Origin of the sequence: Micromonospora haikouensis (assembly GCF_900091595.1) — a bacterium.
GTDB classification, from domain to species: domain Bacteria; phylum Actinomycetota; class Actinomycetes; order Mycobacteriales; family Micromonosporaceae; genus Micromonospora; species Micromonospora haikouensis.
The window spans coordinates 54018-72703 of record NZ_FMCW01000020.1 but is presented as its reverse complement, the minus strand read 5'-3'; the positions used below and the strand labels follow the sequence as shown (position 1 = coordinate 72703).

Sequence of the window (18686 nt, the reverse complement as noted above, 5' to 3'; positions counted from 1 at the left end):
AATGCGTTAACAAGGGGCCCTTCCTTGCGCCTCAGCTGACGGTGATCGTGCCGTCGGCCGCGCGGACGCAGGCGACGGCCCGGTTGGCGGCGACGGCCGCGCCGGCCAGGCAGCGCCCCAGCGCCTTGTGCCCGGCCACGTTCGGGTGCCACGACTCCTGGCAGGTCTGGAAGTACGAGACGCAGGTGTTGGCGATCCGCTGAATGTCGATCTTGTCCTTGCCCGAGAGGCTGGTCACGAAGCTGCCGCTCGGGCCGTCCATCAGCCGGATCGGCGTGGCGAGCGCACCCGACGGGCTGGTCGGCTGCTCGCACAGCCGGGCGCCGTCGAACGCCCGCTGCACGTTCAGGTAGACCAGGTCGTCGGCCGGGAACTCGGTGGCCAGGCTGTCGCGCACCGAACGGACCATCGTGCCCAGGCCGGTGGAGAAGCGGTGCCCCGGCGCGAGGCTCGCGCGGTGGATCGGGCAGCCGGCCGCGTACCGCTCCGCGCCCAGGTCACGGAACTTGTCCCGGTCGTCTTCCCGGCCGTCCTCCTCCCAGTAGTTCGAGGCCAGGTCGAACGGCAGCGGGTTGGTGTAGTCCTGGAACACGACCCGGTGCTGGCCGTCGGCGTCGACCTGGTCGAGGGTGGCCAGCAGCTGCCGTACGGCGGCCGTGGTCTCCGCCGTGGCCGCGCTGAACTGCGCCGAGGTGGCCAGGTCGGCGTCGCTGCACGGCTCCTGCGGCACCGGCCCGCCCAGATACGCCCAGAACTCCCACCAGCCCGTCCACGCGTCGGCGATGAACCGGTTGGCGCACTTCTCCGCCACGCTGCCGAAGGTGAACGAGCTGTTGTTCGAGCCGAGGCCGACCAGCACCAGGTCGATGTCGTGGGTCTGGGCGACCGCGCGGAGCTGGTCGAGCTGCGAGGCCACCGAGCGGCCCTTGGCCCGGTTGACCGAGGCCCCGGCGATGTCGTACGGCTGGCCGCCCGAGCAGGCCAGGTTGAACCGGTCGGTGATGCCCGGCAGGTCGGCCTGGAACAGCGACGCGTTGGGCGAGCGGTGGCAGAAGTACGCGTTGCTGTTCGGCGCGTCCCAGCCGGGGAAGCCCTGGCTGACGCCGTTGACGTCCACGACCGGGGAGTACGACCCGGCCCCCTCGCCGCTGATGAAGCTGTCGCCGAGCGCCACGGCCGCGGTGGGGAGGCCGGCCGCCGCCGGGCCGGCTGGCGCGACGGCGGTCGACAGCGCCGCCGCCGCGACGGTCAGCACCGCCGCGAGCGCGGTACGACGGAACACGGACATGCGCGTCCTCCATCCATCCATGGAAATATGAAAGTTTCTACGAGACGGTGATCACATCACGGGCGCGTGACGGGCGTCAACGGCCGGTGACCGGATCAGGGGGTCGCCCGACCGAGGGCCGGCGGCCGGCCGGCGTACCGCCGGGAGGCGGGATGAACCGCGGACCCGGCGGCGTTGACCCCGGGTGTCGGGGAGTCCGCGGGCCCGCCGCCGGACGGCCCGCACCGCAGGCGGCGCGGCCCGAGGTGCGGGGTGCCGGCGTCCTGTCCCACCTGCCCGTTAGGCTCGCTGCGGCGCGCCGCGCGAGGTGATCGAGCCGGTGAGCGGCACCACCACCGCCGAGACCTGGGAGTACGACCAGTTGACCGCACAGCCTGAGACGCTCTACGGGGCCGACGACCTGACGCACCTCGAGGGGCTGGACGCCGTCCGCAAGCGCCCCGGCATGTACATCGGCTCGACCGATAGCCGTGGCGTGGGTCACCTCGTCAACGAGATCCTCGACAACTCCACCGACGAGGGTGTCGCCGGTCACGCCACGCGCGTCGAGGTGATCCTGCACGCCGACGGCTCGGTGCAGGTCGACGACGACGGCCGGGGCATCCCCACCGACGTGCATGCCAAGTCCGGCATCTCCGGCGTCGAGCTGGTGCTCACCCGGCTGCACGCCGGCGGCAAGTTCGGCGGCTCCGGCTACAAGACCTCCGGCGGCCTGCACGGCGTCGGCGCGTCCGCCGTCAACGCCCTCTCCCGGCGCTTCGACGTCACCGTGCGCCGGGGCGGCAAGGTGCACGCCATGTCGTTCCGGCACGGCGTGCCCGGCGTCTTCGCCGGCCCCGGCCCCGACGCCGCCTTCACCCCCGGCCCCGGCCTCCAGGTCCTCGGCGCGATGAAGCGCGGCCAGCGCACCGGCACCTCGATCCGCTACTGGCACGACGCCCGCTACTTCGAGACCGGCGCCACGCTCGACGTCGAGGCCGTCCGGCTCAAGGTGCGCAACACCGCGTTCCTGGTCCCCGGCGTGAGCTACCTGCTGCGCGACGAGACCGGCGAGGAGCCGGTCGAGGAGACCTTCCACTTCCCCAACGGCCTCACCGACATGGTCGAGTTCCTCGCCCCGGCCGGCGACCGGCCGGTCTCCGGCACGCTGCTGGTCGCCGGCGAGGGCACCTACCGGGAGAACGCCGCCGACGCCAACGGCGTCATGCAGTCCAACGTGCAGCGCCGGGCCGAGGTCGAGATCGCGTTCCGCTGGGGCACCGGCTACGACCGCACCGTCGAGTGCTTCACCAACACCATCCGCAACGCCCACGGCGGCACCCACCGCAAGGGTTTCGAGCGGGCCCTGGCCCGCACCCTCGCCGAGGCGGCCCGCTCCGCCCGGGGCCTGCTGCGGCCCAAGGAGGACGCGCCCACCCTGGACGACGTCCTGGAGGGCATGACGGCCGTGGTGCACGTGCGCATCCCCGAGCCGCAGTTCACCTCGCAGACCAAGGACGAGCTGTCCACCGCCGGCATCACGAAGGTGCTCCAGGGCCTGGTGGAGGCGCACGTCAAGGCGTGGCTGGAGGACCGCCGCACCAAGGCCGAGGCCCGCACGGTGCTCCAGAAGATCGTCGACGCGGCCCGGGTCCGGCTCACCCAGAAGCAGCAGAAGGACGCGGCCCGCCGCAAGACCGCCCTGGAGGGCGCGTCGATGCCGCCGAAGTTGGTCGACTGCCGCGCGACCGGGGTGGATCGGAGCGAGCTGTTCATCGTCGAGGGCGACAGCGCACTCGGGTGCTTCACCGGCGACACGATGGTCGCCCTGGCGTCGGGCCGGAGCCGGTCCTTCGCTGATCTCGCCGCCGACTGGGCGCAGGGCATCAGCCACTTCGGCTACACCACCAACAAGGCCGGCCGCGTCGTCGTCGCTCCGCTGGTGGAGCCCCGGCTCACGAAGCGCGACGCCCCGCTGGTGCGGGTCACCATCGACAACGGCGAGATGGTGCGCTGCACCCCCGACCATCTGTTCCGCCTGCGTGACGGCTCCTACCGGCGTGCCGACGCGCTGGCGCCGGGCGACTCCCTGATGCCGCTCTACCGCAGCCTGTCCAGCAAGGCGGAAGGGCAGAAGCTCCAGGGGTACGAGCGGGTCTGGATGAACGACAAGGAGGAGTGGGTCTACACCCACTACCTGGCGGACGCGTGGAACCTGCGGCACGGCCGGGACAGCGCGACCAACGGCAACGTCCGCCACCACATCGACATCGACAAGCGCAACAACGACCCGCGCAATCTGCGGAGGATGACGTGGGCGGACCACTCCGCCCTGCACGCCGCGATGATGGGTGAGCACGTCCACGCCGGCTGGCGCGAGTGGTTCGCCAACGGCGGCCGTGAGATCCGCTCGGCGATGCTCACCGCTCAGTGGCGGGACCCGGCCTTCCGTGAGGCATGCCTCGCCCGCCTGTTCACGCTCAACGAGTCCCCCGCGTTCCGGGCCAAGCTGGAGCAGGCCTTCCAGGACTGGTACACCGCGCTCAGCCCGGACGAGCAGCGCGCCTACGCCGAGCGGATGCGCGAGCGGCAGGCCACCTACTGGTCGCAGCCGGAGCACCGGGAGGCGGCGGCCGAGCGGGTCCGCCGGTTCTTCGTCGACCCGGCCCGACGGGCGGAGTGGCGGGAACGCTCGCTTCGGCAGTGGCAGGACCACGACCTGCGGGCCTGGCGGTCCGGCAAGACCGTCGAGCAGTTCGCAGACCCCACGGAGCGCGAGCGCCAGCGCAACGCGGTGTCCGCCTGGCATCGGAACAACCCGCAGTTCGGTGAGCAGCACTCCCGTCGGATGCGGCAACGGATGACCGATCCGGACACCGGCCACCTCGCCCGCGTGCAGGCCGGACGCGCCCGGTACGTCGCGTCCGTGCCCCGCGAGGACCGGGTGGCCCGACAACTTGAGGGTCGCCGCCTGGCCGCGCTGCGTCGTCTCGCGCCCCTGCTGTCGCTCGCCGACGAGGATCTGGCGGCTGCCTACGAGGCGGAGCGGGTGCGGACCGCCCGGACCGGTCTGCGCTTCGACAGGCTGCTGGACCTCTACGACGGAGACTACGGGCGGTTGCGCGAGGCGGCCTCCCTGGTGAACCACCGTGTGGTGTCGGTCGAGCCGCTGGACGAGACGGCGGATGTCTACGACCTGACGGTCGACGGCTACCACAACTTCGCCCTCGAAGCCGGTGTGTTCGTCCACAACAGCGCCCGCGTCGCGCGTACCGCCGAATATCAGGCGCTTCTGCCGATCCGCGGCAAGATCCTCAACGTGCAGAAGGCCAACCTCCAGCAGGTGCTGGACAACGCCGAGTGCGCCGCGATCGTCCAGGTGCTCGGCGCCGGCTCCGGCCGCACCTTCGACCTGTCGTCCATGCGCTACGGCCGGGTGCTGATCATGGCCGACGCCGACGTGGACGGCGCGCACATCCGCACCCTGCTGATCACCCTGTTCGCCCGGTACATGCGCCCGCTGATCGAGGCCGGCCGGCTCTACGCCGCGATGCCGCCCCTGCACAAGATCACCACCAAGGGGCGCAACCCGCAGACGACCTACACGTACACCCAGGCGGAGATGGAGGCGACGGTCCGCAAGCTGGAGAAGGCCGGCAAGCAGATCGTCACCCCGATCCCCCGGTTCAAGGGCCTCGGCGAGATGGACGCCGACGAGCTGTGGGACACCACGATGAACCCGGCGACCCGGGCGGTGCGCCGGATCACCCTCGACGACGTCGACGCCGCCGAGCGGATCCTGGAGCTGCTGATGGGGGAGAAGGTCGAGCCGCGCCGCAACTGGCTGATCGAGTCCGCCGACCGGGTCGACCGGGACGCGATCGACGCATGACGACCATCCGCCCCTGCCCCGCCCCGGCCCGCCGGGACGACCGTCGCCCGACCGTGGCCCGCCGAGGAGAGAGCTGAACCATGGCACGCCGTAAGAACACCGGTCCCCGGGCGGACCTGGCCGCCTTCGACCAGGCCGGCGCGCGGGTCTTCGACAACCCGCTGGTCACCGAGGTCTCCGACTCCTACCTGGAGTACGCGTTCTCGGTCATCCACTCCCGAGCCCTGCCCGACGCGCGCGACGGCCTCAAGCCGGTGCACCGGCGCATCCTCTACTCGATGCACGAGGCGGGGCACCGCCCCGACCGGGCGCACGTGAAGTCGGCCCGGGTGGTCGGCGACGTGATGGGCCGCTACCACCCGCACGGCGACACCGCGATCTACGACGCGATGGTCCGGCTCGCCCAGGACTTCTCGCTCAACGTCCCGCTCATCGACGGACATGGAAACTTCGGGAGCCCGGACGACGGCCCGGCCGCGGCGCGCTACACCGAAGCGCGGATGTCGCACGAGGCGATGCTGCTGGTCGGCGAGCTGGGCGAGAACACGGTCGACGTCGAGCCCAACTACGACGGCTCGCTCACGCAGCCGACGGTGCTGCCGGCGGCGTTTCCCAACCTGCTGGTCAACGGCGCGTCCGGGATCGCGGTCGGGATGGCGACCAACATGATCCCGCACAACCTGGCCGAGGTCGTCTCCGCCGCCCGGTGGCTGATCAACCACCCGGACGCCGACCTGGACAAGCTGATGGAGTTCGTGCCCGGCCCCGACCTGCCGACCGGCGGGGTGCTGCTCGGCCTCGACGAGGTGCGCCGGGCGTACGAGACGGGGCGCGGCGTGGTGCGGATGCGCGGGCGGGTGGAGATCGGCCCGTTGGAGGGCAGCCGGGGCCGGCAGGCGATCACCGTGGTCGAGCTGCCGTACGGCGTGGGCGCGGAGAAGGTCATCGCCGCGATCACCAACGAGGTCAACAAGACCAAGCGGCTCACGGGCATCGCCGACGTCAAGGACCTCACCGACCGCGAGAACGGCACCCGCCTGGTCGTCGAGTGCAAGGTGGGGGTCAACCCGCAGGCGCTGCTGGCCGACCTCTACCGGCTGACCCCGCTGGAGCAGTCGTTCGGCGTCAACAACCTGGTCCTGGTCGACGGGCAGCCGCAGACGCTGGGGCTGAAGGCGCTGCTGGAGGTCTTCCTGCGGCACCGCTACGACGTGGTGACCCGGCGCAGCGCCTACCGGCGGCGTAAGCGGGAGGAGCGGCTGCACCTGGTCGACGGCCTGCTGATCGCCCTGCTCGACATCGACAAGGTGGTCCGGCTGATCCGGGGCAGCGACGACGCGCAGGCCGCCAAGGACGGCCTGATGCGCCAGTTCAAGCTCTCGGACATCCAGGCCAGTTACATCCTGGACACCCCGCTGCGCCGGCTGACGAAGTTCGACCGGATCGAGCTGGAGGCCGAGCAGGAGCAGTTGCGCAAGGAGATCGCGCAGCTCTCCACGATCCTCGACGACGAGAAGGTGCTGCGGAAGGTCGTCTCCGACGAGCTGGCCGCCGTGGTGAAGAAGTTCGGCACCGAGCGGCGCACCACCCTGGTCGACGGGGACCTGAAGGAGGTGCTGGCCGCGTCCGCGCCGGCCGGTCCCCTGGAGGTGGCCGACGACCCGTGCCAGGTGATCCTTTCGGCCACCGGCCTGGTCGCCCGCACCGCGGCCGAGTCGGAGGAGGCGTCCGAGGGGCGTCGGCGCAGCGGTCGGGTCAAGCACGACGCCGTACGCGCGCTGGTGCACTCCACGGCCCGGGGGCGGGTGCTGCTGGTGACCAGCGCCGGCCGGGCGTTCAAGATCGACGTTCTGCCGCTGCCGGTGCTGCCGGAGCAGGCCGGCACGGTGTCGCTGCGCGGCGGCATGTCCGCCGCCGAGCTGGTGCCGCTGGAGCCGGGGGAGTCGGTGGTGGGGCTGGCCCCGCTGGGCGCGACCGGGGAGGGCTCGCCGGGGCTGGCGCTGGGCACGCGGCAGGGCGTGGTGAAGGTGTGCGCCCCGGACTGGCCGGTGCGCTCCGACGAGTTCGAGGTGATCGGGCTGCGCGAGGGCGACGAGGTGGTCGGGGCGACCTGGCTGGCCGACGGGGCGGAGACGCTGGCGTTCGTCTCCTCCGAGGCGTCGCTGCTGCGCTTCCCGGCGTCGACGGTGCGTCCGCAGGGGACGAAGGGCGGCGGCATGGCCGGCATCAACCTGCCGGCGGGGGCACGGGTGGTCTTCTTCGGCGCGGTCCGGGAGGACGATCCGGCCCACGGCGAGCCGATGGTGGTGACGTCCACCGGGGCGACGGTGAAGGTGACGCCGTTCGGGGCGTACCCGGCGAAGGGGCGGGCGACCGGCGGGGTGCGCGCGCAGCGGTTCCTCAAGGGCGAGACGGATCTGGTGGTGGCGTGGGTCGGCCCCCGGCCGGTCGGCGCGACGGCGACCGGCGACCCCGTGGAGCTGCCCCCGGCGGACCCGCGCCGCGACGGCAGCGGCTTCGCCGTGATGCTGGGCCCCACGGTGGTCGGTCACCAGATCGAACGCGACTGAGCCGTCCGCGCCCCCGCCCCGGTCAGCGTGTCGGGGTGGGGGTGCGCAGGCGGGCGACGAGGCGCATGCCGTGGTAGGTGGCCAGGGCGGCGGCGGTGCCGAGGGCGATGCCGTTGAACGAGAGGTCGCCGGTGGTCAGGGTGTAGTTGGCCGCGCCGACGATCAGGGCGACGGCGGCGGTCATCAGGTTGACCGGGTCGTGGAAGTCGACCCGGTTCTCGATCCAGATCCGGGCGCCGAGGACGGCGATGAGGCCGTACAGGGCGGTGGTCGCGCCGCCGAGCACCCCGGCCGGCACGGTGAGGATCAGCGCGCCGAACTTGGGGCTGAGCCCGAGGAGCACGGCGGCCAGCCCGGCCACCCAGTACGCGGCGGTGGAATAGACGCGGGTCGCCGCCATCACGCCGATGTTCTCCGCGTAGGTGGTGGTGCCGGAGCCGCCGCCTGCGCCGGCGAGCATGGTGGCCAGGCCGTCGCCGAGGAACGCCCGGCCCATGTCCCGGTCGAGGTTGCGGCCGGTCATCGCGGCGACGGCCTTGACGTGCCCGGCGTTCTCGGCGATCAGCACGAGGATCACGGGGATCACCAGCACGGTCGCGCGCAGGCTGAAGCTGGGCGCGTGGAACTCGGGCAGGCCGACCCACGCCGCCTTGCGCAGCCCGTCGACGGCCTTCGGGTCGAGGCCGCCGAGGGCGGCGGCGAACAGCCAGCCGACGCCGACGCCGAGCAGGATGGACAGCCGGGCCGCGAAGCCCCGGAACGCGACGGTGGCGAGCAGGATCGCGACCAGGGTGACCACGGCGATCAGCGGCTGGGCCTTGACGCCGGTGCCGCTGCCGCCGCCGTCCCAGGCGACGGGGGCGAGGTTGAGCCCGATCAGCGCCACGATGGCGCCGGTGACCACGGGTGGCATCAGCGCGTCGATCCAGCGCGTCCCGGCGAGCTGGACGACGAGGCCGACGGCGGCCAGGGCGGCGCCGGCCACGACGATGCCGCCGAGCGCGGGGCCGATGTCGCCGCCGGCTTTCGCGGCCAGCACGGGGGCGATGAACGCGAACGACGACCCGAGGTACGACGGCAGCCGGTTGCCGGTGATCAGCAGGAAGAGCAGGGTGCCGACGCCGGAGAAGAACAGCGTGGTGGCCGGCGGGAAGCCGCTGATCAGCGGCACGGTGAAGGTGGCGCCGAACATCGCCACGACGTGCTGCACGCCGATGCCGAGGGTGCGCGGCCAGGAGAGCCGTTCGCCGGGGTGGACGACGTCGCCGGGGGTGACGGAGCGGCCGTCGCCGTGCAGGGACCAGGGGGACCAGCGGGAGCGCGGTTCGGTGGGGGTCTCGGTCATCGCGGTGCCCTTTCGCGTCGACGGCGGTGCGGGGCGGAGACCCTGGAAGTCGTTTCTAGCAGAGGAGCCGGGCTCGGCGCTCAGGCGACCCCGGCGGGGCGGAACTGGACGCTGACCCGGGGGCCGACCGGGCGCGCGGTCTCCGGGACCGCGTGCTCCCAGGTGCGTTGGCAGGAGCCGCCCATCACCACGAGGTCGCCGTGGCCGAGGGGGAAGCGCAGGCCGGGGCCGCCGCCGCGCGGGCGCAGCAGCAGCGGCCGGGGCGCGCCGAACGAGACGATGGCGACCATGGTGTCGGTGTGCGCGGAGCGGCCCAGGGTGTCGCCGTGCCAGGCGACGCTGTCGCGCCCGTCGCGGTAGAGGCACATGCCGGCGGTGACGAACGGCTCGCCCAGCTCGGGGGCGTAGTGGGCGGTCAGCGCCGCCCGCGCCCGGGTGAGCACCGGGTGGGGCAGCTCCCGGTGGCCGGAATACCAGCAGAGCAGCCGGGGGACGTCGACCCGCGCGTCGTACATCGTGCGGCGCTCGGCCCGCCAGGGCACGTCGGCGAGCAGCACGTCGAGGACCGCGTCGGAGCCGCGCACCCAGCCGGGCAGGTGGTCGACCCAGGCGCCCCGGGTCAGCGGGTGCCGGCGCAGCCCGGCGAGCGGGCCCGGCGACGGCCCGTCGGCGGCGAGGTCGAGCATCGACGGCTGGTAGGCGGCACCGGGCATGCCCCGCAGCCTACCTGGCCTTTCGTACGCGCGTGCGAGCGTGGTCCGGCCCGTCACCCGCCGGTCACCTGCCGCACACGTGGACGTCGCCGCCCGTCGCCGGGCCGGGCCTAGCGTGACCGGGTGCAGAGCCAGTCCGCCACTGTCGTCGCGCCGGCCGGTCCGCCGCAGCCGCCGCCGGGCCACCCGGCCCGCCACGCCCGCCGGCTGGTCGGCTGGCTCGTCGCCGCGTGGGTCGGGCCCCTGCTGGCGTACGCGGCGGGGCTGGCCGGGCTGCTGCCGCTGGTGCTGCTCGGCCTGACGGCCGGGCTGCTGCGCGGCGGCCGGACCCTGCTGGACCGGCTGGTGCTGTCCGGCGCGCTGCTGGCCGGCGCGACGTGCGCCGCTGGGCTGCTCTTCTCGGCCTGGCCGTGGGGGCTGCACCCGGTGCCGGTGGCGGGGACCGCGTTGACGGGCCTGCTGGGGATCGCGGCGGCCACCGGTCGCCGGCCGAGGCTGCCCCGTCCGGTCGCCGCCGACCTGCCGCCGGTGGGGGCGGCGCTGCTGGCCGCCGTCGCCATGGCGTGGCCGTACCTGCGCGCCGGTGGCCTCGCCGGCCGCCTCGCGTACGCGATGACGGGCGAGGACAACAGCCGGCACCTGGCCACGGTGGAGGGCATCCGGGCCGTCGGCGGGTACCTGTTCACCGACCCGCAGGCGGCGGCGCGGATCGCCCCGGAGGGCATGGTCTGGTATCCGCAGGGCTTCCACCTCACCGCCGCGCTGCTGGACACGTTCCTGCGGTCCTCGACGGCCCCCGCCGGGCCGGCCGACGCCCTCGACCACTACCTCGGCTGGTCGGTCGGGGCGTGGGGGCTGCTGGTGCTCGCCGTGACGTGGGCGGCGTGCCGGCTCGCCGGCCCGCAGCTCGACCCGCCCCGCACGCTGGCCCTGACCGGCGCGGTCACGGCCGCCTGCCTCGGCTCCGAGCTGGCCCGCTTCGTCGTCTACGGCTACCCGGGCGAGAGCCTCGGGCTGGCGGCGACGGTGCTGCTGGTGGCGGTGACCTGCCGTCCGGTGGCCCGCACCGGCACCCAGGTGGCCGTGGTCGGCGCGCTGTGCGTGACGGTCGGCTTCGCGTACCTGATGTTCCTGCCGGTGGTCGCGGCGCTGGTGGCGGCGTGGCTGGTCCGTGACCGTCGGCGGCTGCGTCGTCGGCCGCGGCTGTTGGCGGTGGTGGCGCTGGTGGCGGCGGTGCTGACGCCGCTGCCGGCCGTCGCGGGCCTGCTGCGCACCGACCAGGTCGACAACGTGGCCACCGGCGGCGGCGTGTTCCCCCGCTACGACGCGTTCCTGGCCCTCGCGGGCCTGGTCGGCGCGGGCCTGGTCGCCGGCCGGCGGCTGCCGGTGTGGCGGCGCTACACGGGCGCGCTCGCCGCGGCGGGCGTGTTCGCGGCCGGGTTCCTGCTCTACTTCCGGGCGCTGGGCACCGACCCGCGCTACTACTACGGCAAGACGCTGCACCTGCTGCTGGCGGTGCTGCTCGTCGGCGCGGGCGCGCTGGCTCTGCTGCTGCCGGCACCGGGGCGGACCGGGCCCGGCAGGCGGGCCGGCGGCGGAGCGGGCCGGCGGGCCGAAGGACAGCGGGCCGGCGCGCGGTGGGCGGTGGCGGTCGCGGTGGTGCTGGCCTGCGTCGGGGCGGCCGGGTTGCCGCGCGGCACCGGGCTCTTCGCCCAGCCGTTCGGCGACCGGGTCACCACCTGGGCGGCGGCCTGGTGGTCGGGGTCGCTGGCCCGCCCGGGCCCGGCCGCGCTGACGGTCCGCGCGCTGGCCCGGCCGCCGGCCGCGCCGGGCACCGTGACGGTGGTGGTGAGCGACCGCCGCCGCGAGGGCTACCTGGTCACCCTGTTCGCCTCCACCCTCCAGGGCACCGCCGGCGCGTCGGGGCCGGCGGTGTACCGGCTGCCGCTGGCCGAGCCGGCCCGCAGCGCCGCCGTGGTGGCGGCGGTGCCGGGGCCGATCCGCTTCCTGGCCGCCGACGCGGCGGCGGCCCGGGTCGTCGGGGACCTGCTCGCCGCCCGCCCCGAGCTGCGCGCCCGGGTCAGCGTGGAGCGGCTGCCCTGAGCTGGAGCGGCTGCCCGGCAGGCGGCGGCGCGGGGCGTTCCTCTAGCCGCGGGTGGGCGCGCCGACGAGGGCGAGCACCGCGTCGGCGACCCGGGCCCGGCCGCGCCCGTCGACCGTGGCCCAGGCGCGGGCGGCCAGGGCGGCCCGGCGCTCGGGGGAGTCGAGCAGGGCGCGTAGCGTCCGCGCGGCCCCGGCGCGGGCCGTCCGGCCGGGCAGCCCGGCGGCGGCCAGCGCGGGCAGCTCGCCGAGGCCGGCCACGAGCCCCGCGTCCACCACCCGGCCGTACGACTCGCGCTGGTTGTCCACCACGCACACCAGCGCGGCCGGCGCGCCGAGGCAGCACAGCTCCCAGGTGGACGTGCCGGCGGCACTGACCACCAGGTCGGCGGCGGTGACCAGGGCGGGCAGGTCGTCGGTCGGCGGCACGGGCCGCACGGCCTGCCCCCGGCCGGGGGCCAGCGCCGCCAGTTCCGCCTCGACGTCGGCGCGGCCGACGACCACGGTCAGGTCCATCGGGTGCCCGGTGGCCAGCAGCACCCGGGCCAGCACGGGGGCGGCCCCGAACGCGTCGGTGCCGCCGAAGAAGGCGAGCACCCGGGGCCGGGCCGCCGGCGTCGCGGGGCGGGGCGCCGCCGGCCGGGCGGCCACCACCGCGTCGCGCACCAGCGGGTACGCCGTCCCGGCGAGCAGCGTGCCGGGCAGCGGCCCGTGCGCCGCGCCCAGGTTCTGGTCCAGGTAGACGTCGGCGTCCTGCCCCCGGGTGTCGCCGTCGACGACGGCGAGGGTCACCACCCCCGCCGCGCGCAGCGCCCCCGCCCCGGCCGGGTCCAGCTCGTACGAGTCGAGCACCACCACGTCGAGGCCGTGCCGGCGGGCCGTCGCCACGAGGTCGGCGGGGCGCTGCGGCCCGGGGCGCAGCGGGATGCCCCGGGCGGCGAGCTGCCGGCCCGCCCAGCCGACCCCCTCGACGGTGCCGAAGAACTCGACGCGGTGGCCCCGGGCGAGGAACTCCTCGGCCAGGGCGAGGCAGCGCACCAGGTGCCCCACCCCCCGGGTGGGCCCGGCGTCGCAGCGGACCCCGACGCGTACGGTGCTCAGGACTCCTCCAGCCGCTTCTGCCGCACCGAGGCGTTCAGGGCGCGCAGGGCCGGCTGGCCCGCCAGCCAGTCGGCGAGCTTCGCCAGCGGGACGCTGACGTCGCCGAAGTGGTCGGTCACCGCCCGCACCAGCGCCCAGTCCTGCTCGGTGTCGAGGGTGAGCCGCAGGGCCGACCGGTCCGGGGTGAGCGTCACCCCGAGCACCCGGAACAGCTCCGGATGGGTGTACGCGTACGAGGTTACGTGCACCCGGTGGTGGTCGGTGGCGATGCGGTGCAGCGTACGCAGCGTGTCCGCCCGGATGATCTCCACGTCCAGCCCGCGCGGCAGCGTACGCGCGATCGACGTGCTCGCGTAGTCCAGCCCCGGCACGGCCCGGTACACGTCGGCGACCAGCCGGACGATGTCCGGGTCGAGCAGCGGGCAGTCGGCGGTGAACCGCATGACCGCGTCGCCGGGGTGCGCGTCGAGCGCGCCTACGAACCGGTCGAGCACGTCGTCGACGGGGCCCCGGTGGCAGGCCACGCCGAGCCGGGCGCACTCGGCGACCACCGCGTCGTCGGCGGCCTCGGTGCTGGTGGCGACCACCAGGTCGGCGAGCACCCCGCCGTCGGCGGCGGCCCGGACCACCCGGCCGAGCACCGAGCGCCCGGCCAGTGGCCGCAGCACCTTGCCGGGCAGCCGCGACGAGCCCATCCGGGCCTGCACGATCCCCACGATCCGCGTCACTGCTGCTCCTGTTCGTCGCGCCGGGGCGCGAGCGCGTCCTTGGCCCGCCGCTTCGCCGCGCGGGCGCCCCGCTTGGCCAGCCGGGCCGGGGTGATCGCCAGCCGGCCGACCCGGTAGCTGAGCGAGCCGCTGAGCAGGTTGATGGTCGCCTCGGCCCGGCGCAGCGCCCGCTCCCGGGAGGTGAGCAGCTCCTCCGTCCAGCGCAGCAGGGCCGTCACCCGGGTCAGCTCCGCCTTCTGCCGCAGCCACGCCTCGCGGAGCTGCTGGTGGCTGTCCAGGCCGGTCGGGGGCGCGGTGGGCTCCACCGCGCGCAGCTCGTCGGCGAGGGCGACGCGGTCGGCGTTGTCCAACCCGCGCAGCGCCGCGGTGACCGCGACCTCCGCGTCGACGGCGGCCGTCACCGTCGCCCGGTCCAGGTCGCGTCCGGCGGTGCCGGCCAGCACCACGGTCAGCCCGGCCACGTCGAGGGTGGACGACCAGGGGTGGGCGTACCCGCCGGTGGCCAGGGCGGCGGCGAACCGCCACAGGCCCCGGGCCAGCGTCACGTCCACCGGCCACGGGTCGCTGGCCCGCCAGCTCGGGTCGAGCACCGCGAACGCCGGGGCAGCACCGGCATTGAGGGCCGGGCCGGGCCCGCCGTCGGCGAGCACCACGTTGTCGTGGCTGGCCAGGGCCGTCGCGCCGGTGAGCCGGCCGGCGTCGTCGGCGTGCGCGTCGAGCCAGGCCGCGTACCCGCGCAGCAGCCGGCGTAGGGCGGCCAGGTCGCGGCGCAGGCAGGCGTCGAGCAGGACGGTGCGCAGCAGCCGGCCCTCGGGCACCGCACCGGTGAGCACGGCCGGGTCCCGCCAGGCCGCCGCGCGGGTGGCGAACGGGGCGTCGGTGGCCGCCGCGACCGGGCCGGGCACCCGCCACCGCCAGCCGTCCGCCGCCGCCGTCACCTCCACCACGCCGATCCCGGGCGGCCCGGTCTGCACCCACAGCACCGGCAGCCCGCCGGGTCCGGCCTCTGCGGTCGGCGCGGGCGGGGCTGCGCCGGCCGGGTTCGGCGGGTCGCCCGCCGCGGGGACGGCCGGGGCCGCGCGGTGGGCCAGCACCAGCCAGCCCGGGGCGAGCGCGGCGCCCAGCCCCGCGTGCAGCGCGTCGACCGCCAGCCGGGCCGGGTCCTGGAGCACGGGACGGTCGCCGTGGCCCGGCGCGCACGCGCCGTGCAGCACCGCGTCCAACAACCCGCTGCCGGGGCGCGCGGCCAGCGCGCCGGCGTCGACCAGCGCGGTCGGCGCGGCCGGTTCGGGGTACGCGGCGAAGCAGTCGCCGGGGCGCAGCCCCGCCCCGGCCAGCCGCTCCCGCGCCTGCTCCAGGTTGACGGGACGGCCGGCGTCCAGCGCCCCGCCGACCGCCCAGTCGGCGTCGGCGCGGCCGGCGTACCAGGGCGCGGTGTCGACCATCCGGGTCAGCCCCACCGGGTTGTCCAGCCGCAGCAGCAGGATCCCGCCGGGGGCGAGCACGGCGGCGAGCCGGCGCAGCAGCCCGTCCCAGCCGACCGGGGCCCCCTCCACCGACTCCACCGCGTCCAGGCCGGCCGCGGCGATCACCACGTCGAACGTCTCGTCGGCCGGCAGCCCGCCGGGGCCGCCGACGACCACCCGCACGGGCCGGTCCTCGGCCAGCGCCGATCCGTCCGGCCAGCTGCGCAGCAGGCAGGTGACGTCGGCGTGGGCCAGCCGGTCGACCAGCTCGGGGTCGTGCGGCCCGGCCAGCAGCACCCGCGCACCGGCCGGGGTGACCCGGGCGGCGAGCGCCGCGAGGGGCCCGCCGCCGGGCAGCCGCCGGCCGGTCAGGTCCGACCAGGCCAGCATCTCCCCGCCGGGCAGGGCGATGCGGGTCGAGGTGTCAGTGGTCAACGTGTTCCTCCTGGAGGGTCGCCCAACCCAGCAGCTCCCGCAGCTCGGCCGGCGTGCAGCGGTGGTCGGTGCCCAGTTCGGCGCGGGCGATCTCGACCGCCGTCGGCAGGTGCACCGACTCGCCGTGCAGGTCCGGCCACTGCCGGCGGATGCGGGCGGTGCCGCCGAACGTCGGGTCCTCGTCGGCGAGGATCATCGGGTCGCCGTAGACGGCGGGCTCGCAACCGGCCGCGATGCCGTAGAAGATGGCGCTGGTCAGCCGGTTGGACGCCACCCGGCGGTGCCGGCGCAGCTCGGTGAGCTGCTTGTCGAGGAAGAGCGGGTCCGTGTCCTTCCACCAGTGCCCCCGGTAGCCGTGGCAGATCACCCGGAACCCGGCCTGCTCGTAGAGGCGGCGGACCCGGCGCATGCCGTACTCGTGCCAGTAGAGGCACACGGTGACCGGGCCCGGCTCGGTGGCGCGGATGCGGGCGATCAGCTCCCGGTGGTCGCCGCGCACGTGCTGGCCCTCCCAGCCGTGGAACGGATACCAGATGGTGCCCTCCCGCTGCGCCTGGGGCGGGTCGTCGGCGCGCAACGCCAGCAGGTACGCGAACGGCGCGCCGGTCACCACGACGTTGCGCCGCCCCACCGACCAGGCCCGCCGCCGGGTCTGCTCCGACCACAGCAGGCTCGGCGTGCCCTCGACGTACGGGTGGCCGGGGGCGAGGCCGTCGCCGATGTTCCAGCCGTGCTGGACGTACCCGTTGATCCGGGGCGGGTGCCCGTCGCCCAGGCCGCAGTAGCGGGCCAGCACGTGCGCGTGGCCGTAGAAGTGGTTCGCGTGGTGCATCCCGGTCTCCTCAGGCGGCGGCGCGCGCCGGGGCGGCGTGCAGGGCGGCGGCCAGGGCGTCGACGACGCGGTCCTGGTCGGCGTCGGTGAGGTCGGGGAACAGCGGCAGGGAGAGCTGCTCGGCGTAGAACCCCTCGGCCACCGGGCAGGAGCCGCGCCGGTAGCCCAGCTCCGCGAACGCCGGATGCCAGTGCACGGGGACGTAGTTGACCTGCACGCCGATCCCGGCGGCCCGCATCGCGTCGTAGACGGCGCGGCGGCGGCCCTCGTGCACCCGGATCGGGTACAGGTGCCAGGCCGGCTCGGCCCAGGACCGCCGGCCGGGAACCGACACGCCGGGCAGGTCGGCCAGGGCCGCGTCGTAGCGGGCGACCAGCTCGGCGCGGCGGGCCAGGAACCGGGGCAGCCGGCGCAGCTGGCTGCGGCCCAGCGCGCAGAGCACGTCCGGCAGGCGGTAGTTGAGCCCGAACTCGTGGATCTCCTGGTGCCAGCCGCCCTCGTCCGGCCAGCGCTGCGCGGCGCGGTCCCGCACGAGGCCGTGGTTGCGGAACCGGCGGGCCCGCTCCAGCAGGGCCGGACTGACGGCGGCGACCGCGCCGCCCTCGGCGGTGGTGAGGTTCTTCGTCGGGAAGAACGAGAACGTGGTCAGGTCGGCGAGCGACCCGACCGGCCGGCCGTGGTAGGCCGCGCCGATCGAGTGGGCGGCGTCGGCGAGCAGCAGCGGGTCGCCGCCGCCGAGCACCGCGCGCAGCGCGTCGTAGTCGGCGGGGTGGCCGGCGTAGTCGACCGCCGCCACCACCTTCGTCCGGCCGGTCAGCGCCGCGCCGACCGCCGCCGGGTCCAGGGTGTACGTCTCCGGCTCGACGTCGGCGAAGACGACCCGCGCGCCGAGCGCGACGGCGGTGCTGGCGGTGGCCGCGAACGTCATCGGCGGCACGATCACCTCGTCGCCGGGGCCGACGCCGGCCGCCGCGTACGCCACGTGCAGGGCGGCCGTGCCGTTGGACACGGCCGCGCAGCCGATCCCGCCAGTCCAGCCGGCCAGGTCCGCCTCGAACGCGTCGACCTGCGGGCCGGTGGTGAGCCAGTCGCTGCGCAGCACGGCGACCACGGCGGCGACGTCGTCGTCGGTGACGGACTGCCGCCCGTACGGGAGCATCGCCATCACGCGGCGATGCCGAGCATGTCGCGCAGCTGCTCCACGCCGAGCCACTCGTCGTTGCTGTCCGACTGGTAGGCGAACCCGTCCGGCACCGGCTCGCAGTGCGCGGGCGGCTGGTAGCCCCAGGTGGCGATGGTCGGCTGCACGATGAACCGGTCGGGGGTGCGCAGGGTCCGCCGGCTGTCGTCCGGGGCGATCATCTCCTCGTGCAGCTTCTCGCCGGGCCGGATGCCGATCTCGTGGGTGGTGGCGTCCGGGGCGACGGCCTCCACCAGGTCGAGGATGCGCATGCTCGGGATGCGCGGCACGAACAGCTCGCCGCCCTGCATCTGGTCGAACGAGTCCATGACGAACTGCACGGCCTGGTCCAGGGTGATCCAGAACCGGGTCATCCGCTTGTCGGTGACGGGCAGGCTCTTGCCCTCGGCGGCGAGCCGGCGGAACAGCGGCACCACCGAGCCCCGGCTGCCCACCACGTTGCCGTAGCGCACCACGGCGAACCGGGTCGGGTGGTGGGCGGCGTAGTGGTTCGCCGAGACGAACAGCTTGTCGCCGACCAGCTTCGTCGCCCCGTACAGGTTGATCGGGCTGGACGCCTTGTCGGTGGAGAGCGCGATGACCTTCTTCACCCCGGCCTCGATGGCCGCGTCGACGACGTGCTGCGAGCCGGTGATGTTGGTGGCGATGAACTCCGACGGGTTGTACTCGGCGGTGTCCACCTGCTTGAGCGCGGCGGCGTGCACGACGTGGTCGACGCCGTGCATGGCCCGGGTGAGCCGGTGGCGGTCCCGGATGTCGCCGATGAACCAGCGCAGCCGGGGGTCGTCGCCGAGCTGCTGGCGCAGCTCGTACTGCTTGAGCTCGTCGCGGGAGAACACCACCACCCGGGCCGGGTCGGCCTCGGCCAGGACGTGCCGCAGGAAGGTGCGGCCGAAGGACCCGGTGCCCCCGGTGATCAGAATGGAGGACCCATTCAACTCGCTCAACTGGTGCTCCCAAGGTCGGTTGATCTCCCGGCCGGGGACGGTGCCGGCCGGCGGACGGTTCGTGACGCTAAGCCGGCAGAGTTAACGGC

11 protein-coding genes and 3 pseudogenes are annotated in these 18686 nt (G+C 75.0%); 5 read left to right on the top strand and 9 right to left on the bottom strand.

Annotated features, from left to right (window positions below; genetic code table 11):
- Positions 1–31: 31 nt before the first annotated feature.
- Entirely contained in the window at positions 32–1288 is a 1257-nt protein-coding gene (locus tag GA0070558_RS20725) for an SGNH/GDSL hydrolase family protein (RefSeq protein WP_091282830.1), read from the bottom strand.
- A 319-nt stretch (positions 1289–1607) separates the two neighbouring features.
- Between GA0070558_RS20725 and GA0070558_RS35015 the strand changes: the two are divergent.
- From GA0070558_RS35015 to GA0070558_RS20715, 4 genes and pseudogenes are all read left to right on the top strand, one after another.
- Positions 1608–3068 (top strand): annotated as a pseudogene (locus GA0070558_RS35015) (ATP-binding protein); the annotation flags it as partial.
- Positions 3042–4514, top strand: a pseudogene (locus tag GA0070558_RS35010) (ATP-binding protein); the annotation flags it as partial. The pseudogenes GA0070558_RS35015 and GA0070558_RS35010, both read left to right, overlap by 27 nt.
- Before the next feature lie 6 nt (positions 4515–4520).
- Positions 4521–5159 (top strand): annotated as a pseudogene (locus tag GA0070558_RS35005) (toprim domain-containing protein); the annotation flags it as partial.
- Positions 5160–5239: 80 nt separating this feature from the next.
- Positions 5240–7729, top strand: coding sequence for a DNA gyrase/topoisomerase IV subunit A (locus tag GA0070558_RS20715; protein ID WP_091282828.1), 2490 nt, complete (start codon positions 5240–5242; stop codon positions 7727–7729).
- 22 nt (positions 7730–7751) lie between these two features.
- Here GA0070558_RS20715 and GA0070558_RS20710 read toward each other — a convergent pair whose 3' ends face one another.
- Positions 7752–9074: a uracil-xanthine permease family protein gene (locus GA0070558_RS20710; protein ID WP_091282825.1), complete on the bottom strand. Its 1323-nt coding sequence runs from the start codon at positions 9072–9074 to the stop codon at positions 7752–7754.
- 80 nt (positions 9075–9154) lie between these two features.
- Positions 9155–9787, bottom strand: a complete 633-nt coding sequence (locus tag GA0070558_RS20705; protein WP_091282823.1) for an alpha-ketoglutarate-dependent dioxygenase AlkB — start codon at positions 9785–9787, stop codon at positions 9155–9157.
- A 123-nt stretch (positions 9788–9910) separates the two neighbouring features.
- Here GA0070558_RS20705 and GA0070558_RS20700 point away from each other — a divergent pair, with 123 nt between their 5' ends.
- Positions 9911–11890: a hypothetical protein gene (locus GA0070558_RS20700; protein ID WP_091282821.1), complete on the top strand. Its 1980-nt coding sequence runs from the start codon at positions 9911–9913 to the stop codon at positions 11888–11890.
- 42 nt (positions 11891–11932) lie between these two features.
- On the opposite strand, the gene GA0070558_RS20695 is transcribed toward GA0070558_RS20700, so the two are convergent.
- Genes GA0070558_RS20695 through pseB form a run of 6 tightly spaced genes read right to left on the bottom strand, consistent with a single transcriptional unit; the run spans position 11933 to position 18597 of the window.
- Positions 11933–12988, bottom strand: a complete 1056-nt coding sequence (locus GA0070558_RS20695; RefSeq protein ID WP_091282891.1) for a PseG/SpsG family protein — start codon at positions 12986–12988, stop codon at positions 11933–11935.
- Positions 12985–13716, bottom strand: a complete 732-nt coding sequence (locus GA0070558_RS20690) for a cytidylyltransferase domain-containing protein (protein WP_077937060.1) — start codon at positions 13714–13716, stop codon at positions 12985–12987. The genes GA0070558_RS20695 and GA0070558_RS20690 overlap by 4 nt, the downstream gene beginning before the upstream one ends.
- Positions 13713–15617, bottom strand: a complete 1905-nt coding sequence (locus GA0070558_RS20685) for a hypothetical protein (protein ID WP_091282819.1) — start codon at positions 15615–15617, stop codon at positions 13713–13715. The genes GA0070558_RS20690 and GA0070558_RS20685 overlap by 4 nt, the downstream gene beginning before the upstream one ends.
- Positions 15607–16449, bottom strand: coding sequence for a hypothetical protein (locus tag GA0070558_RS20680; RefSeq protein WP_077937062.1), 843 nt, complete (start codon positions 16447–16449; stop codon positions 15607–15609). Before GA0070558_RS20680 ends, GA0070558_RS20685 begins: the two co-directional genes overlap by 11 nt.
- 10 nt (positions 16450–16459) lie before the next feature.
- Positions 16460–17617, bottom strand: coding sequence for a DegT/DnrJ/EryC1/StrS family aminotransferase (locus GA0070558_RS20675; RefSeq protein WP_091282817.1), 1158 nt, complete (start codon positions 17615–17617; stop codon positions 16460–16462).
- Positions 17614–18597, bottom strand: coding sequence for a UDP-N-acetylglucosamine 4,6-dehydratase (inverting) (pseB, locus tag GA0070558_RS20670; RefSeq protein WP_082106258.1), 984 nt, complete (start codon positions 18595–18597; stop codon positions 17614–17616). The genes GA0070558_RS20675 and pseB overlap by 4 nt, the downstream gene beginning before the upstream one ends.
- Between the last annotated feature and the right edge of the window lie 89 nt (positions 18598–18686).

What these genes read in the sequence shown, in the direction of transcription:
- GA0070558_RS20725 (WP_091282830.1), bottom strand. Translation starts at nt 1,288, where the DNA reads ATGTCCGTGTTCCGTCGTACCGCGCTCGCGGCGGTGCTGACCGTCGCG.
- GA0070558_RS20680 (WP_077937062.1), bottom strand. Translation starts at nt 16,449, where the DNA reads ATGCACCACGCGAACCACTTCTACGGCCACGCGCACGTGCTGGCCCGC.
- GA0070558_RS20715 (WP_091282828.1), top strand. Translation starts at nt 5,240, where the DNA reads ATGGCACGCCGTAAGAACACCGGTCCCCGGGCGGACCTGGCCGCCTTC.
- GA0070558_RS20710 (WP_091282825.1), bottom strand. Translation starts at nt 9,074, where the DNA reads ATGACCGAGACCCCCACCGAACCGCGCTCCCGCTGGTCCCCCTGGTCC.
- GA0070558_RS20705 (WP_091282823.1), bottom strand. Translation starts at nt 9,787, where the DNA reads ATGCCCGGTGCCGCCTACCAGCCGTCGATGCTCGACCTCGCCGCCGAC.